This is a genomic window from Lysinibacillus sp. FSL P2-0066 (assembly GCF_037969495.1).
Classification (GTDB): Bacteria; Bacillota; Bacilli; order Bacillales_A; family Planococcaceae; genus Lysinibacillus; species Lysinibacillus boronitolerans.
Genome location: NZ_CP150202.1, coordinates 188,084 through 205,290, shown reverse-complemented (window position 1 = coordinate 205,290; position 17,207 = coordinate 188,084). Strand labels below are relative to the sequence as shown.

General features: G+C 38.0%; 16 protein-coding genes. 7 read left to right on the top strand and 9 right to left on the bottom strand.

Going from position 1 to position 17,207, the window contains the following annotated elements; translation table 11 throughout:
- The first annotated feature begins 198 nt into the window (after nucleotides 1-198).
- Nucleotides 199-921 carry a response regulator transcription factor gene (locus MKZ14_RS01035; RefSeq protein WP_333006590.1) on the top strand — a complete coding sequence of 241 codons (723 nt, stop codon included), beginning with the start codon at nucleotides 199-201 and terminating at the stop codon, nucleotides 919-921.
- On the top strand, nucleotides 918-2,306 hold the full coding sequence (locus tag MKZ14_RS01030) for a HAMP domain-containing sensor histidine kinase (RefSeq protein ID WP_339280576.1): 1,389 nt from the start codon (nucleotides 918-920) through the stop codon (nucleotides 2,304-2,306). Before MKZ14_RS01035 ends, MKZ14_RS01030 begins: the two co-directional genes overlap by 4 nt.
- 109 nt (nucleotides 2,307-2,415) lie before the next feature.
- Here MKZ14_RS01030 and MKZ14_RS01025 read toward each other — a convergent pair whose 3' ends face one another.
- The 7 genes from MKZ14_RS01025 to MKZ14_RS00995 all read right to left on the bottom strand — a co-directional run bounded on the left by MKZ14_RS01025 (nucleotide 2,416) and on the right by MKZ14_RS00995 (nucleotide 8,974).
- A complete protein-coding gene (locus MKZ14_RS01025; protein ID WP_258859439.1) occupies nucleotides 2,416-2,775 on the bottom strand; it encodes a YxeA family protein in 360 nt (119 codons plus the stop codon).
- 1 nt (nucleotide 2,776) lies between these two features.
- On the bottom strand, nucleotides 2,777-4,645 hold the full coding sequence (locus tag MKZ14_RS01020) for an ABC transporter permease (protein WP_339280575.1): 1,869 nt from the start codon (nucleotides 4,643-4,645) through the stop codon (nucleotides 2,777-2,779).
- Entirely contained in the window at nucleotides 4,632-5,399 is a 768-nt protein-coding gene (locus MKZ14_RS01015; RefSeq protein ID WP_016993265.1) for an ABC transporter ATP-binding protein, read from the bottom strand. Before MKZ14_RS01015 ends, MKZ14_RS01020 begins: the two co-directional genes overlap by 14 nt.
- 151 nt (nucleotides 5,400-5,550) lie before the next feature.
- Nucleotides 5,551-6,027, bottom strand: a complete 477-nt coding sequence (locus MKZ14_RS01010; RefSeq protein WP_016993264.1) for a glutathione peroxidase — start codon at nucleotides 6,025-6,027, stop codon at nucleotides 5,551-5,553.
- A 14-nt stretch (nucleotides 6,028-6,041) separates the two neighbouring features.
- Nucleotides 6,042-7,376 (bottom strand): FAD-dependent oxidoreductase, encoded by a 1,335-nt coding sequence (locus MKZ14_RS01005; protein ID WP_016993263.1) that lies wholly within the window; start codon nucleotides 7,374-7,376, stop codon nucleotides 6,042-6,044.
- A 13-nt stretch (nucleotides 7,377-7,389) separates the two neighbouring features.
- Nucleotides 7,390-8,535 (bottom strand): VanZ family protein, encoded by a 1,146-nt coding sequence (locus MKZ14_RS01000; protein ID WP_312124596.1) that lies wholly within the window; start codon nucleotides 8,533-8,535, stop codon nucleotides 7,390-7,392.
- Nucleotides 8,536-8,686: 151 nt separating this feature from the next.
- Complete coding sequence (locus MKZ14_RS00995) at nucleotides 8,687-8,974, bottom strand: DUF6509 family protein (RefSeq protein WP_036075918.1); 288 nt, start codon at nucleotides 8,972-8,974, stop codon at nucleotides 8,687-8,689.
- A gap of 156 nt (nucleotides 8,975-9,130) precedes the next feature.
- On the opposite strand from MKZ14_RS00995, the gene MKZ14_RS00990 reads away from it, so the two are divergent.
- Nucleotides 9,131-10,306, top strand: coding sequence for a serine-tRNA(Ala) deacylase AlaX (locus MKZ14_RS00990; RefSeq protein WP_036075917.1), 1,176 nt, complete (start codon nucleotides 9,131-9,133; stop codon nucleotides 10,304-10,306).
- 45 nt (nucleotides 10,307-10,351) lie between these two features.
- Here the strand turns inward: MKZ14_RS00990 and MKZ14_RS00985 are convergent, their stop codons facing one another.
- Nucleotides 10,352-12,349: a methyl-accepting chemotaxis protein gene (locus MKZ14_RS00985; protein ID WP_026023420.1), complete on the bottom strand. Its 1,998-nt coding sequence runs from the start codon at nucleotides 12,347-12,349 to the stop codon at nucleotides 10,352-10,354.
- Between the two features lie 329 nt (nucleotides 12,350-12,678).
- Between MKZ14_RS00985 and MKZ14_RS00980 the strand changes: the two genes are divergently transcribed.
- The 4 genes from MKZ14_RS00980 to tatC are packed head-to-tail and all read left to right on the top strand — an operon-like array spanning nucleotide 12,679 to nucleotide 16,245.
- Nucleotides 12,679-13,428 carry a gluconate 2-dehydrogenase subunit 3 family protein gene (locus MKZ14_RS00980; RefSeq protein WP_016993258.1) on the top strand — a complete coding sequence of 250 codons (750 nt, stop codon included), beginning with the start codon at nucleotides 12,679-12,681 and terminating at the stop codon, nucleotides 13,426-13,428.
- Between the two features lie 13 nt (nucleotides 13,429-13,441).
- Complete coding sequence (locus MKZ14_RS00975; RefSeq protein ID WP_333006594.1) at nucleotides 13,442-15,154, top strand: GMC family oxidoreductase; 1,713 nt, start codon at nucleotides 13,442-13,444, stop codon at nucleotides 15,152-15,154.
- A 27-nt stretch (nucleotides 15,155-15,181) separates the two neighbouring features.
- The gene (gene tatA / locus MKZ14_RS00970; protein WP_048390784.1) at nucleotides 15,182-15,385 is read left to right on the top strand and encodes a twin-arginine translocase TatA/TatE family subunit; all 204 of its coding nucleotides are present in this window, start codon (nucleotides 15,182-15,184) and stop codon (nucleotides 15,383-15,385) included.
- 11 nt (nucleotides 15,386-15,396) lie between these two features.
- A complete protein-coding gene (gene tatC, locus MKZ14_RS00965; protein WP_036075912.1) occupies nucleotides 15,397-16,245 on the top strand; it encodes a twin-arginine translocase subunit TatC in 849 nt (282 codons plus the stop codon).
- Between the two features lie 14 nt (nucleotides 16,246-16,259).
- Here tatC and MKZ14_RS00960 read toward each other — a convergent pair whose 3' ends face one another.
- Complete coding sequence (locus MKZ14_RS00960) at nucleotides 16,260-17,075, bottom strand: metallophosphoesterase (RefSeq protein ID WP_339280574.1); 816 nt, start codon at nucleotides 17,073-17,075, stop codon at nucleotides 16,260-16,262.
- Nucleotides 17,076-17,207 lie beyond the last annotated feature (132 nt).

The window sequence follows — 17,207 nt, the reverse complement described above, 5'->3', positions numbered from 1 at the left end:
CTCCTAATTTGTCATACTCTTTTTACGCTTTACCATCTCTAAAGGTTTCACTATGGAGCGGTTTATATACAAAATGTTGCTTCTCTTAAAATCATCTGTTGGTTAAGATGTGCAACCCAACATTTCCTCTTTTCTATACATTTCATTTATAATGATTGTCAGTAATGATTCTTCCAAATCGAAAGGTCGTGTGAACAAGTGCAAGAACCAACCATTTTAGTAGTGGATGATGAGGCTGATTTAGCGAATCTTCTTAAAGTAAGCTTACAAAAAGAGGGCTACAAACAAATTTATACAGCTGGCACCATTCACGATGCTTGGACAAGCTTTCAACAAGCAACACCTGATATTATACTTCTAGATGTCATGCTTCCAGATGGTGAGGGCTACGATTTATGTAGGCGTATCCGTGAAGTATCCCATGTCCCTGTACTCTTTATGTCTGCTAAAAACGAGGAAATTGATAAAATTTTAGGATTAGCCATTGGCGGAGATGATTATATTACAAAACCTTTTAGTCCTAAAGAAGTTGCCTATCGAGTGAAGGCTCAATTGCGTAGAGCTGGCTATCAAACACAAGATACCGTAACGAATATTGTTGAAAAAACACTACAAATTGGACCATTTCAGTTGAATGCCGATGAAACTGAGGTGCATAAAAATGGCGTATTATTGGAGTTAACAGCTAAGGAAATTGGATTAATGGCGTGCTTTATGCACAATCCCAATCGAATTTTAAGTAAAGAAACATTGTTTGAACGTGTATGGGGAGAGGATTTCTTCGGTTCTGATAACACTGTTATGGTGCATATTCGTCGTTTGCGTGAAAAAATTGAGCAGGATGCCTCTAATCCTCTATATATCACAACTGTAAAAGGACTTGGCTATAAGTTTATCATGCCTAAAGAGGCACAAGAATGAAGTGGAAATTAACCGCTCGCTTTCTCCTTTCCGTACTTTCTATAGTCATCATTGTTATTTTCGTCAATACAGCTATCTTCCTGGGACTCCTTACTTATCGGCTAGCAACTGACTCTGAAGGCGTTTCTGCCACCGAAGAGGAAGACTTTGTGCGAGAATTCCAAAAATATATCGAGATAAAAAATGGAGCAACCTCCATACGTGCAGAAGGACTCGAACAATTGCATCAAAGAAATGCTTGGATACAATTGCTTGATGAAAATGGCCAAGTTATTGATTCACATTTTGCACCAGATAAAGCACCATTGCACTATGCACCTATCGACTTAATTCAAGTATATAAATATAAAGAATTCGATTCTGATACTACGGTGTATATTGGCAGTAAGGATCCCATTAGTTATTTAATCGGTATTAAAGGAAGCGGTGTTACAAGAATTGTGACGCATGTTTCTGGCACATCACTCTTACAGTTTATAGGAAAATTTGGCCTGTTCATCGTGATTGCGGACTTGTTAGTAGCTACATTAGTAGGGTGGCTTTTTGGTCGTACATTAACAAAGCCTCTTTATGCGATGATAGATCGCATTCACCATTTAAAAAATCATGATCATACGTCTATTAAGGCTCCTGGTGGTGTCTACAAGCCGGTTTTTGAAAACTTAAATGAAGTATCACGAGAATTGGCAGCTCATGAACAGGAGCGAAAGAGACTAGAGATCATGCGTGAAGAATGGATTAGTAATGTCTCCCACGATATGAAAACCCCACTTGCCTCTATACGAGGTTATGCAGAACTATTGAATGATGCACAAATAACCAATACTGAGCAAATGGAGTACGCACAAATTATAGAAAAACAATCATTGCATATGCAAAATCTACTGGATGACTTAAATTTAACGATGCGTTTAAGACATCAACAGCTTCCACTTACACTAAATGAAGTTAACATGGTGCCTTTTATTCGAGAGATAGTGATTGAAACATTAAATACACCACAATATGAACAGGCTAATCTTACGTTTGAGGCGACAAACGAGAACAGCCTGCATCAAATCGATGAACATTTTATGCGCAGAGCTATCATGAACTTTTTACACAATGCTCTGCTTCACAATGCTCCCGATGTATCTGTCCATGTGTCTGTTGATGAGCATACTCTTTCAATTTCTGATAATGGCAAGGGGATAGCCCCAGAGGATTTAGAACATATATTTGAACGCTATTATCGAGGCACAAATACGGACAATACTGCTGGTACTGGTTTAGGCACAGCTATTGCTAGAGATATCATTGAGGCCCATGGAGGAACAGTGACCATCACCTCGGAAAAAGGAAAAGGTACATGCGTTATTATTGATCTACAAAAGGGATACCAATAAGTAATAAACCAAATTTAACCAATTAGATTTTGGCACTACCGCTTCGTTATACTGCGCTTACGTGTAAAAAAGAAGGAGTCTCATATAATTTTGAGACTCCCACTTTGTGCTATTTCATTTGATCCTGTACTTTAGCAGGTAATTCATGGAATTTCACTTCATCAAATGAAGTAACTTCTGTTTCCTTTTTCACGTAAAGCTTTAAATAAGCATCCTGGCGTAAATTTTTATGAGCGGAAAACTTTAATGTTTTCTCTCCCCCATTTTTATCGTAAGAAGGTAGCTCGTACCAATACATTTTAAAGATTTCACCACTATCTGCCTTATACTCCTCTACCTCACCATCAGCCGTGATATGAACATAGTAAGTATCTTTATTTAAACGGTTAAAATCTACTGTCATCAATACAATCAACCCTGCTACGAATAAGATGAACAACGCACCTATTCCGAAAAATACTTTTTTCATATTAATTCCCCTGTCTCACTATTTTATAAAACGAACGAACCGTAAAGATATAATAAATAAAGTAAATAGCTGAATATGCAATCATCCACAAGATGACTGGTTTTGTAATATTCATGTTAAATAGCTGTGAAAATGCTAGTAATGCAAACGCACTATGTGCAATCCCTACAATAAGTGGCGCACTAAAGATAACAGCGACCTGTCCTGCTACTGTCTTTAAGATTTGCTTACTATTTACACCGATTTTATTTAAAATAGCATATTTCGCCTGATCTTCTTCGGCTTCCGTTAAAATTTTGAAGTAGATAATACTGCCCGTTGCTGCTAGGAAGACCAATCCTAGGAAGCTTCCCACAAACAATAGGGCACCTACTGTTGCTAAACTATCCTCATAGCTTTGCGGTACACTAGAGAATGATTCTTGCTGTTCAGTAGATAACTGCTGGTAAATGTCTTTTGACACGTCCTGTTGTTTCAAATCATTGTCTAATCCAACAACCTGCATCATGATCTCATCGCCATCAGTAGCTTTAAATTCTTGATCATTCACAACGAGAACTGTTCCAGCTGCTATAAAGTTTAACACGCTTTCCGTGTACATCTTCTCTACATGAAAGGAGTCGCCGTTTTGTAGCTTAAAGTCCTCACCTGTAAAATCATGTGAAAATCGTTCATCATAGGCTGCATCAAGTAAAACCGTAGAGCCATCTGCAATGTGTAGCTCTTTATCCTTGCCTTGTAATTTCGCTAAGCGGTTATAGTCCGATTCCTTAAGTAATGTATATTCGAAAAATGAGAATTCATTATCCACACGTAAATTTTTCACAGCCAGTGCTTCATTATATAAGACATCCTTTTGTGAAAATTCTACTATCTCGCCTTTCCACATAAATGTGTTTGGCAGCATCTGACGTACAGAAGCTTCTGCATTGTAATACATACCGAAGACACCGCCACCTGCTGTAATCGTAGTGGCACTTAAAATTGCAATAATTGACAACGATTTAGCATTTGCTCGAATACGATACAATAGCTGAGAAACACCGATTAAATTTAAGCCCTTCCATGACCATGATGTTGCTTTTTTTAATGCTGTTAACACAAAGACACTCACACTATGGAATAGAAGGTATGTCCCTGCAATTGTTACGCCAATGACCATTAATGGCGTACCTAACACCGTAAAGAATCGCCATATTTTACTCGTAAACATATCAGAGGCAGCTGTATAATAACCAAATGCAATAAATACAGTGCCAAGTAAAGCAGCTACTAATGATGCACGTGGAATTTGCTCTCCCTGTTTGTCTGCATGGAATAAATCAATTAGCTTGAATTGATAAATCACACGGTAACCTTGTAAGGATGTGAATAAAAACAATAGTGTAAAAATGCCCGTTGTATTAATTAGTGCCTCCATTGAAAATGTCAGACTACCAACCACTTCATAGCCCATTAAGCGAACTAGTATCATTAATAACCCTTGGGACATAAAGAAACCTAGAAGGATACCAAACACTAGAGAGACAAGCCCTATGACTAAATTTTCAAAGAAGAGCATTAAGCCAATTTTTTGCTTACGCACACCAAGTAAAGAGTAAAGGGCTACTTCCTTTTTCCGCTTCTTCATAAAAAACGAATTGGAATAGGCCATAAAGATAACAATGAAGAACAGAAGTACGACTGACGAGGCACTCATCAATCCTTTAATTTGTTGTGACGATTGCTTTAAGGCTGAAAGATCATCATTGTATTTGAGCGTCACAAACGTAAAGTAAATAACGATACTAAATACCATCGAAGCAATATATAAAAAGTAATTCGATAAATTGCGTTGAATATTTTTACGCGCTAAACTAAATAACGTCATTTACTCCACCCCCGATGCTAGACAGCACCTGCAAGATCTCTTGGAAAAATTGCTTCCTCGTTAGAGTCCCACGTTGAATTTCCTTAGAAAGCTGTCCATCCTGAATAAATAGTATGCGCTGGCAGAAGCTAGCTGCAAAGGCATCATGGGTAACCATCATAATTGTTGCGGCTTGAGATTGGTTTAAATCACTTAAGCTTTCTAGCAAGTCAGTTGCAGATTTTGAATCTAGTGCACCTGTAGGTTCATCAGCAAAAATTAATTTCGGCTCTGTCACTAATGCTCGTGACGAGGCGGTACGCTGCTTTTGCCCACCTGAAATTTGATAAGGATATTTATTTAATAATTCACTAATGCCAAACAATTCAGCAATGCGGTCAACTCTTGCATTAATAGCCTTTGTTGGCATCTTCGCAATCGCTAGCGGTAAGACAATATTTTCTCTCACTGTTAAAGAATCGAGCAAGTTATAATCCTGGAAGATAAACCCTAAATTATCACGACGAAAATCTGCTAATTCAGCATCCTTCATACGGGCCAAATTGGTATCCTCAATAATAATTTCACCAGTCGTTGGCGTATCAATCGTTGCTAATACATTAAGAAGCGTAGATTTCCCCGCCCCAGAAGGACCCATTACACCAACAAACTCTCCCTTTGCTACTTCAAATGATATATTCGATAGCGCTGTAAAAGTATTTGCGCCTTTGCCGTAAGTTTTTCCAACGTTTTGTACCTTTAATAATGGCGTCATATACGCTCACCTCTTCTTTCTGACTTTAGTATACGACCTCAAACTTACAGCAAATTTGTCGCAAGCTTACAGCAACCTTAAATCCTCAGCTTTTTGAAATTTATAGACAAAAAAAAGATTCATACACAAGTAGTGCATGAACCTTTCTAATCTATTGAGCTAATACTTTTTGAATATCTTCCTCAAAGCTACTTGGCTTATCTGCTGAGGCGTATCGTCCAACAACCTCTCCATTACGGTTTACAAGGAATTTTGTAAAGTTCCATTTAACACTATTGCCTAAAAATCCTTTGGAGTGGGAAGTGAGATAATCGAAAATAGGATGTGCTTCTTTACCATTCACCTTAACAATCTCATGCATGGGAAATGTCACACCATATGTTAATCGACATTGGGAGGCAGCTTCTTCAGCTGTCGCTAGCTCTTGTTTAAATTGATTTGATGGGAAACCAAGTACAACCAGACCTTGCTCCTGATACTTTTTATAGAGACCTTCTAATTCTTCAAATTGTGGTGTAAAGCCACATTTGGAAGCTGTATTAACAATAAGCATCGGCTTTCCTTTATAACGTTCAAGGCTATAGATAGTACCATCTTCTAAAGTTACATTAATATCATAAATGCTCATCTCTCTACCTCCTATTATAAACGTCCATTCATTCTTGCCACCTGCTGCAAAGGATCCCAAACACCATTGAATGGTGGTGCATAGGCCAAATCTAAATCTAACAAATCAGGTAAGGTCATTTTACTATATAATGCCGTCGCAAACACATCGATACGTTTATCGACTCCCGCTGGTCCCACGATTTGCGCACCCAATAACAATTGATCGCGCTTGCGAACGACCACTTTTATAAACATACGTTGTGCACCTGGATAATAGCCAGCTATATGGCGTGCAGATAATTTAAATGCCTCATAGTCAAAACCAAGCTCTTTAGCATCGCGCTCATTAATGCCTGTTGTAGCAATAGTTAAGTTGAAAAATTTTAAAATAGATGTGCCCACAATTCCTCTAAACGGAGCAAATTTGCCTGACATGTTGAGACCTGCTAAACGACCTTGCTTATTGGCAGTCGTTCCTAAAGGTATATAATCTAAACGTTCTTTCACAATATTAAAGTGAGTTGCACAATCGCCAGCTGCATAAATATTTTCAATAGAAGTCTCTAAATGGCGATTTACAATGATCGCTCCATTTTTTGCAAATGCCATTCCAGTATCCTTTAAAAACTGAGTATTTGGTTTTATGCCTGAAGCAACAATGACTAAATCCGTCTCTAGAACGCCGTTATCTGTAATAACACGTTCTACTCGTTTATTTCCTTCAAAAGCTTCAACACTCGTATTTAATAACAGCTCGACACCGTTCTTTTTCGCTTCCTCATGAACATGCTGAGCAAGTTCTTCATCTAAAATACGGGCCACATGACTTCCGCGCTGAATAAGCCTTACCTTTTTCCCACAGGCATGTATGGTTTCAGCCATTTCTAAACCAATATAGCCACCACCTATGATGGTTACCTGCTCAATCTCTGATGTTAAATCTGCCATCAAATCTTCCAGTTGAGGAATTGTTTTCACAGTATGGATACCTTCTAGCTCAATCCCCCTTTTCACAGGCATGACTGGACTAGCCCCCGTTGCAATAAGAAGTTTATCGTAGGTAATCTCAAATTTATCACCACTTGCTTGTGTACCTGTAATAACCTTCTTCTCTATGTTTACATTCTCTACCTCATAGCCAACTCTTGCATCAATGCCATACTTATCTCGAAAAGTTTCGACATCTCTTGCAATTAAACGTTTGGTTGATGAAATACGACCATCTACAACATAAGGCAATCCACATTGCCCATATGAATAAATAAAACCACGTTCTAAAGTAGTTATTTCTGCCCCTGGAACATTCCGATAGATTTCCATTGCTGCAGACATACCTGCAGCATCTCCCCCAATGATGACGTATTTCATTCTACAAGCCCCCTTATTTTTTCCTTGTTGCCATTAAATCTGCATATTGATCGATATACAAACGTCGTTTTCCACCACTTACGATGACCCTTACCACGTGAACGGCTATTATCATTGTAAGTGCAAAGCCTGCTATTGCGGCAAGTAGAGAAATGACAATTTGCAGAACATAAAATGGTGAATCCATATCTAATTGAATGTCACCTAATGTTGAAATGACATCTGATAAACACAAGGTAGCGATAATGGCAATACAGCGACGCCATGATTGCTTTACAATACTATTGCCATTCTTGTTGACCATTGTAAAACGCATCACCTTCATACCGAGCGTTGCACCATTCATTAAACTTGGCATCAAACCAAAGAGTACAATGTACAGAGCCATTTTCACTAAGAATTCAAAAGTACCACTGTACCCTGTCAGAACACCAATAATCATCCAAACCAATTGGGCGATAAATAAATCAATGACCAATGCTAGTAAAATAGAAATCGGCTTAACAATATCATTTTTTTCCATTTCAGCAGCTTTAGCCTCAACCTCTTCATGAGAGGGGAATAATGCCCAAACAATTGGTGCTAAAAAGAAGCCTAGGAGCGCACCTACACTGTTTAGTAATAAGTCATCTACATCAAAGATTCGGTATGCGCAATTAAAGATGCCATAAATGCCTGTTCTTTGTGTGACCTCATAAAACAATGTTAGCAAAAAGCTAATTAAAAATGCACGTTTCCAGTACCTTCTTTCTTTAAGAAAATATCGCAAGTAAACGCCGAATGGCATCAGTAGTAAGAAATTAAAGAAGGCTTGAAAAAATGCCTGCTGTTTTGTGATAGCAAGCCATGTAGATGGATTTGTTAAAACTACTCCACTATCCTTTAGAACATCATCAACAAATTGAAAAAGTCGCAAATTAGTATGAACGGTGTCTTGGGATTGAAGTGAGCAAGTATCTCTGGTAGATGGAAATGGTAATAATACTAAACAAAGCGCAGATAAAAAGTAAAAAATAAATGAGAACATGATAATGGTTTTGGACATCGATAAGTATCCATACTTTCGATACGTATAAATAAGCCATGGTATAAATAGTACGAAGGATAACATGATGGTTATGAAAAAAGCTATAAAAATGGATTGTGTATACGTTGACATAGAAACACCTCTCTCTTTAAATTGCCCTATTTTCTGAACACTAAAACTAAGTTTAGTCCTTCAATACTACATGTATATTTCATCAAGCTTACATAATCCTTAATTCAATAAAAAAACAGGTAAAGAATATATACTCTCTACCTGTTACTTACTATGCTTTCGCTATTTCTTCTTTACAGAATGTCAAAATTTCTTCTAGTTCATCATCCTCTAATGCAAAGTCTAAATATTCACCTTCAGCCTTTTCCATGATGAAGTAATTTAATATGAATGGTTCTTCGTCTTTTTCACCAATAAGGACACGAATTTCAATACCAGCTTCGTGGTAAAGCTCATCCTCTTCATCAATTTCTACATCCAGTATAAATTCATAACGCTTACCTTCAATAATATTTGTTGGGTCTAAAATTTCTTCCATTGAGAATTGTGTAATTTCCATTATGTTTGCTCCTTTTTCTTTAGCTGTTCTTTTCTATATTAAATCAATTTCAGCATGGGTCAACTAGAAAAGCCGTATACACCTGTAAGTAATTATGCCACAATGAAATGGAATTAATTTAGAACTAAATTTCCCTACATACAAGGAGGCTTTTTCATGAAAGAGCTACTATATTATCAAGACGTTATGTTACAAGAGTTTGATGCAACTATTATTGGTAAAGGAACTGATGAATCAGGCCGTCATTATGTTGTACTATCGAACACCGCTTTCTATCCAACTGGTGGAGGTCAACCCCACGATACAGGTACATTGAATGCGTTGGAGGTCATAGATGTTGAAAAAGTGGATGATGAAATTCGTCACTATATTCAAGGTGATCTATCGACTTTAGATGGCGTCGTACATGGAAAATTAAATTGGCCAAGACGATTTGATCATATGCAGCAGCATGCTGGCCAACATATTTTAACAGCTGCTTTTGTTGAGCTTTTTAATGCACAGACTGTAAGCTTTCATCTAGGCAGTGAGCAAGTAACAATTGATCTTGCTGTAGAAACGATTTCTGAGCAACAGCTTGCAGCAGCAGAAGCAAGAGCCAATGACATTATTTTAGAGAATCGCCCTATTCAAACTACCTGGGTTACAGAACAAGAGCTTGGTAACTATAACCTTCGTAAAGAAGTAGCCGTGACGGGTGATATTCGACTTGTGATTATCCCTAATTTTGATTACAACGGTTGTGGTGGCACTCACCCTACATCTACAGGACAAGTTAGTACCATCAAAATATTAGGTACCGAAAAAATGAAGGGCAATGTGCGCGTTTCTTTTGTTTGTGGTCAACGTGTATTGACTGAGCTTGGCATGCGAAAAAAAGTATTAGCAGACGTTGCTCGACAATTAAGTGTCCCTGAGATTGAAGCTGCCACAGCACTCACAAAAGTTCTATCTGCTCAAAAAAATACAGAAAAAGCACTTGCTGCTGCGAAAGAGGAATTACTCACGTATGAAGCAAAGGCACTTGTTAATAACGAGGGTGTAGTAACAGCTGCTTTTAATCAGCGAACAATGCAAGAGCTACAAAAAATAGCCCGTATTATTGTTACGGAACAGAAAGATGTAATAGCTCTACTTGTGTCCGAAAATGAAGGCAAGCTACAATTCGTTGCAGCAAGAGGTAATAATGTTTCAAAAAGCATGAAGGATGTTGCTCAAAAGGCACTGCCTCTTATTAATGGTAAGGGTGGCGGAAGTGACCAAATGGTACAAGGCGGTGGCGATTACACCGTTTCGAAAGAAGAATTACTAGCAGCGATGCAAGACGCTTAATTGCATAATAGAGGAGCTATCATTAATAGACAGCTCCTCTCTCATTTAATATTTAAATTTTTGAATGGCTTCATATAAACGTTTTGCCATTTCTGATAGTTTTTCAGTTTGATTGTTCATTACTGCTACCGTCTTCAACTGTTCCGCTGTTGCATCTGTTACCTCATGAACATAATCGCTTGCTGCATGTGCAGTAGCTGCCATTTCTTCCATAGATGCTGAAACTTCCTCCGTATTGGCAGACATTTGTTCAGCTGAAGCATTCATTTCTTCAATTTGACCTGCTATTTCTCCTACTGCTTGAACCATTTCCTCGAAGCGTTCTCCAACTGCCTCAATGGAAGCTAAACCACGCTCAACATTATCTTCACCTGATTCCGCTGCTTTTACTACTTCTAATGTATAAGATTGAACTCTTTCAATGAGCACATTAATTTTAGTAGCTGATTCTGCTGTTTGCTCTGATAGCTTGCGAACTTCTTCCGCTACAACGGCAAAGCCTTTACCAGCATCTCCTGCCCGTGCTGCTTCAATAGAGGCATTTAATGCCAATAAATTCGTTTGATCGGAAATATCGGTAATCATTTTTGAAATTAAGCTAATTTCCGTTGACTCTTTTTCTAGTTTGTGAATAATTGTTAGTTCATCTGTTGTGCCTTGCTGAATCTCATTCATACGACGAATTGATTGTTGGACAGCATGATTGCTTTCACTAATTTTCTGGGAAATAAAATCTGTATTACAAGCAATTGTGGAGGCAACTTCAGCTACATTTTGTATCCCCATTGCCATTTGTTCCATTGCTGAGGCACTTTCCTCTGCCATCACAGTTTGACTTTGTGCCCCTCGATCTACTTCACTTATTGCACCAGCAATTTGTTTTGAATGCTTTGTTACTCCGTTTACATCTCCCATTAAATCACACGAAGCTTCATTCACTGCCGTTGCTTCTTGACTGACTTTGACTATCATTTCCCGCATATTATCAATCATTCGATCTAATGCACGTGCCATCGTTCCCATTTCATCAATACGTTTCAAATATTTTTCTGGAATCTCCTGTGTAAAGTCTCCTTCTGATAACCCCTCACTAATGCGAAGTACATGTCGAAGTGGTCTACTAACAGAGCGGGAAATGGCAAACGAGATGCATAGCCCGAGTATCGAAACAATGATCGTAGTGACTATAAAGTTTGTCTTAAGCTTAGAAAGCCCTGAAAGCATCTCATTTTCTAATGCGATAACACCCATTTTCCAACCATTATCAAGGGTATGATAGCCCATTAAATTAATTCCTGCATCTTCCGTTTCAAAAGAAAAATAACCGTTATCATTAGCAAGCATTTCTTTAACAGCCATTGCCCTGCCAGTCTTGAGACCTGTTTCGTCTGCTTCCTTGATTGGATTGTATTGCTCCTTCACATACGCGTGATTATTATGTCCAATAATCGTTCCGTTAGCGTCTAGCATAAATGCGTAGCCACTGTCTCCAACCTTAATGCCTTCTACTATTTTAGATAGGTAATAGCCATCAATACGTGCCAATAATAAAGCTTTTTCACCTGTTACTGTTTCAATTGGAGAAACGATTAAAATGACTGGTTCACCTGTCACACGACTAATCGTAATTTCAGACATGACAGACTTACCAGTAAAGCCTTCTTTTACGTAATCACGATCCCCTAGTTCAGCTGTTGTATCATCTAGATAATGAGCAACCCCATCAGCGTTGATAATGCCAAAGCCTAAGTAATTTTCATTACTAGCAAGTCGTTTCGATAGATACTTTTTCTGCTTCTCAAAGTCCATGCTCCGAACTGCCTCTTGCTCTGCAATTGCTTCCACTTCCACTAGTGTTAATTGGAAGTGTTCTTCTATGTAGTGAGAAACATCCTCTGCTCTTGAAACCAAATTAGATTCCACTTGCTCATTCACAGCTTTTGTACTATTTATCCAAGTAGATAGCCCGAGCGTGCCGCATGTTACAAATACAAGAGCTATAATTGCAACGATTAATTTACCACCAATACCTTTTAACCACATTTCTCTTTTTCTCACTTCTTCCATTTTTAGCTATACAAACCACATATTTTTGCATAACTTCAGAGTAAAGTCACTAAAAGTAGAAGTCAACAAAGATTTTCCAATATTATTAATAAATGTATAATAATACCATTATCACTATCCTTATAGTGCTAACAATTTTCTACAAAATTTTCAATTCATATATCCTTCTTGTTATAAAAAGACAGAGAATATAAAGTTGTTGGATGAAATTTAAACATTTTCCAACAAAAATTGATTATAATTCACATTTTTTGCTGATTATTAAAGATAGGATCCGTTTAACACATTTTGAGGGGAGGATTTCCATGAGTTCAGACAAAAATAATGTTTCTCGTCGAGACTTTTTAAAAACAACAGGTATTGCTGCTGGTACATTAGTCGGTGGTGGTTTAATTGGAGGATTAGTAGGCTACAACATCCATGGTAAAGGTACTTCTACCCTGGAACATGGTGGTCATGAAACAACAAACGAGGCCATAGGCTCACCGAAGGCTAAGATGTTTTTCAGAAATGAAAAAGATTTTAGTATCTTATCAAAGGCCACAGAACGTATTTTCCCAGAAGACGATTTGGGACCAGGTGCTATTGGTTTAGATGTTCCCTATTTTATCGATCATCAACTTGCAGGAAATTATGGGAGTAACTCTAAAGAATATATGCAAGGTCCATTTGATGTGGGTGCCCCAACTCAAGGCTATCAGAGCCGCTTAACGCGAGCGGAGATTTTTAGGCAGGGTATTCAAAAAATGGAGGATGAAGCACAAAAGCGTTATAAGAAAAGCTTTAACGATTTAGATGGCAAGCAAATGGATGAAATTTTAACTGCCTTCCAAAAAGGTGACATAGAAATGGTTGGGGTTACTTCCGCGTTCTTCTTTACATTATTACGAGCAGCTACATTAGAGGGAGCTTATTCTGACCCTATGTATGGAGGAAATCGTAATATGGATGGCTGGCGTATGAAGGGCTTCCCTGGTCATCAAATGGCTTATATTACACAAATAGAAGATGCGAAATTCCAAAAAATTGAGCCTAATTCATTAGGCAACCATTAAGGGGGGATTAAAAATGGCTAAAACATTACCGAGTGTAGATGTTGTAACAGTTGGTGTAGGTTGGACAGGCGGTATCGTTGCTGCTGAATGTGCCAAAGCTGGCCTAAAGGTAGTTGGTTTAGAGCGAGGTCAAAAGCGTGGTACCGAGGATTATTTAAATGTCCATGATGAATACCGTTATGCGATTCGATATGATTTAATGCAAAATCTATCCAAAGAAACAGTAAGCTTTCGTAATGATCGGAATATGAAGGCATTACCAATGCGTCAGCTTGGCTCCTTCTTGCTTGGTGAGGGTCTAGGTGGATCAGGAACACACTGGAATGGGATGACTTATCGATTTTTACCCTATGATTTTCAAATCAAAACATTAACAGATAAACGATATGGACCAAATAAGCTTGGACCAGATTATCTGATTCAAGATTGGGGTTTAACATACGATCAGCTTGAACCTTATATGGATAAGTTTGAAAAAACTGCTGGTATTTCAGGCGATGATAAAAATAAATTTAGTGGAAAGCGTTCGAATCCCTATCCAACACCACCTATGAAAAAAACGCCTATGCTTGCACAATTCGAAAAAGCTGCAACAAACCTGAAGCTAACACCTTATATGGTTCCTTCAGCTAACGTGTCAGAGGTTTATAAAAACCCAGATGGCGAAACAATCAATGCTTGCCAATATTGTGGTTTTTGTGAACGATTTGGATGCGAATATGGTGCAAAGTCGTCCGCAGAAATTACGGTTGTCCCAACCGCCCTGAAGACAGGAAATTTTGATTTACGTTTCAATTCCAATGTTGTTGAAATTTTAAAGCAGGGTAACAAGGCTACAGGTGTAAGATACATCGATACTGTTTCGGGAGAAGAATTCATTCAGCCAGCTAATGCTGTTGTATTAACTAGTTATGTCTTTAATAATGCCAAGCTATTAATGGTCTCTGACATAGGCGAAAGATATGACCCTACTACTGGTAAAGGAACACTCGGCAGAAACTATTGCTATCAAATCTTGCCAGGTGCCGCTGGATTCTTCGAGGAACAATACAATACATTTATGGGCGCAGGTTCGTTAGGTATGTGTATAGACGATTACAATGGGGATAATTTTGACCATAGTGATTTAGATTTTATTCACGGAGGTAACATTGCGCTTACACAGACAGGTACCCGACCAATCGGCTCAAATCCAACTCCACCAGATACGCCTACTTGGGGACCAGAATTTAAAAAGCAATCAATTTATTACTATACACGCTCATTCGGTATTGGTGCGCAAGGAGCATCTATGCCTCATAAGGAAAATTATATATCACTTGACCCTACCTACAAGGATGCTTACGGACTACCATTAACTCAGTTAACGTACAATTTTACTGATCAGGATCGAGCTCTCCATAAATATATCTCTGCACGTGCAGCAGATATTATGAAGGAAATGGGTGCAAAAACAATTGTCCCTAACGCAGAAATTACCGATTACAATATCGTGCCTTACCAAACAACGCATAATACTGGTGGTACGGTGATGAGCTTAACACCAGAACAAGGTGTTGTGAATAATTACTTACAACACTGGGATGTTGATAATCTTTTCGCAGTAAGTGCAGGCAACTTTGCACACAATAGTGGTTATAATCCCACAGGTACATTAGGAGCACTTGCCTACCGTTGTGCTGAGGGAGTCATTAAATATAGTCAATCAGGTGGTTCATTAGTATAAAAAATCATTCTAAAGGAGGCAAGAATTATGGGAGGTCTAGGAGCAATTGGAGTACCTGGATTAATCATTATTTTAGTGATTGTATTAATTGTATTTGGCCCAAAAAAATTACCAGAAATCGGTGGAGCGGTTGGTAAAACGTTTGCAGAATTTAAAAAGTCTACTAAGGGACTTATGGATGATGAAGATGATACCGTGAAAAAGGTCGAAAAAAAATCTGATGCTTCGTAGGAGGGTTTCCTATGGATCCATATGAAGACGGAAAAAGAAAATATTTAAGCCCTCTTGATAAACCACAAGCTGAGCCTCCAAAACCAGTGGAGGCTTTAGTTGAAATACCAACAAAGGTAGCAATTGAAGAGGAGCATGTGTATAATGAGCCCCTTATACCTGTTACCTCATTATTGGAGCATCTTACTGATTTACGTAAGCAAATTATCAAAGGGTTAACGGTTTTTATTTTATTTTTCATTGTTGTCTTTTCTACTATTAATATTTGGTTTCCATTCATAACTCGAGGTCACTCACTCGTTATTTTAGGACCACTAGAAGTAGTTAAATTTTACATGACGATTTCAACTACTTTAGCTTTTGGTCTTGCAATGCCTTTTCTCGTCCACTTTCTATGGAGCTTTATTAAACCAGGCTTAAAAGAAGAGGAAAGTCGATTTTTAGGCCTCTATGCACCAATCATGTTAGTTCTATTTTTAGTAGGAGTCGCTTTTGGTTATTTTGTCGTAAACCCACTTAGCTATACATTCTTAGTAAGCATTGGGGCTACCAATTTCGATGTCATGGTATCAGCAAATGAATATATGCATTTTTTAATTATGACTACAGTACCGCTTGGTCTATTATTTGAGTTACCGATTGTTGCCCTATTCTTATCTGCCATTGGTGTACTGACTGCTGAATCCATGAAAAAAATACGAGGTTGGTCTTATATCGCAATGGGCGTAGGCTCCGCTGTTATCACGCCACCAGACTTTATAAGTCAGTTACTCGTATTAATACCGATGATTATTTTGTATGAAATAAGTATTTATCTCGTTAAACGTATAGAACGCAAACAAATTGAAAGCACTGCGTAAATTTTACGCAGTGCTTATTTTTTCTTTAGATCCATCACAATAATTTCTGGTAGATTAAAAATGCGATATGGTACTGAGCTATTACCCAAGCCTCTACTAACTACCATTTTCGTCGCGCCTGCTTCGTAGACACCAGCTGTATATTTTGGGAAAAGCCCCTGTCCTGGTGCAACAAGTCCTCCAAGCCCAGGAATACGAACTTGCCCACCATGCGCATGTCCCGAAAATACTAAATTAACGTGATAATTTACATACGTATTAAACATTTCTGGTCTATGCGCTAGTAACAACTTAAACATATCGTCTGGCAAATAGGCTGTTGCAATGTCTAGCATATCTTCTGTTGTTCTACCCATTAATGGATCCTCAATACCAACAATCGCCAAGCGCTCCCCGTCGCGCTCTAACACGGTCGATTCGTTGGCCATAATATGTACCCCTAACGATGACAGCGCCTCATAAATTTCATTCACCTTATTCGTCGCTACCTCATGGTTTCCTAGTACATAATAAACATCCGCTATTTCAACTAGTCCTGCTACTGCCTGTAAACTTTGTTTTAAATTATAGCGATTACTATCGATCACGTCACCTGTGATAAAAATATAATCCGGCTTTGTATCCTTTATCTTAGTAATCAATTTTTGTTGATTGCCACCAAAGACGGCATCATGTAAATCCGAAACTTGTACAATGCGTAGCCCATCAAAGCTATCAGGCACACTCTCTGATTCAAACGTATGTTTACTTACGACTAGCCAGTGATTGTTTACGTACAAAAAAATGACTATAAAAACAACAAAGAAGATACCATATAATAATTTTTTCAATCGCAATCGCTCACTTTGTGGCTACTTTTTCAGAAATAATTCTGACTTTCTTATTATAAGCAAAAAACAGAGTGATTGTAAGTATATGCACTTTAAATACACAAAATGCACAAATACCCTTAGATTAAAATT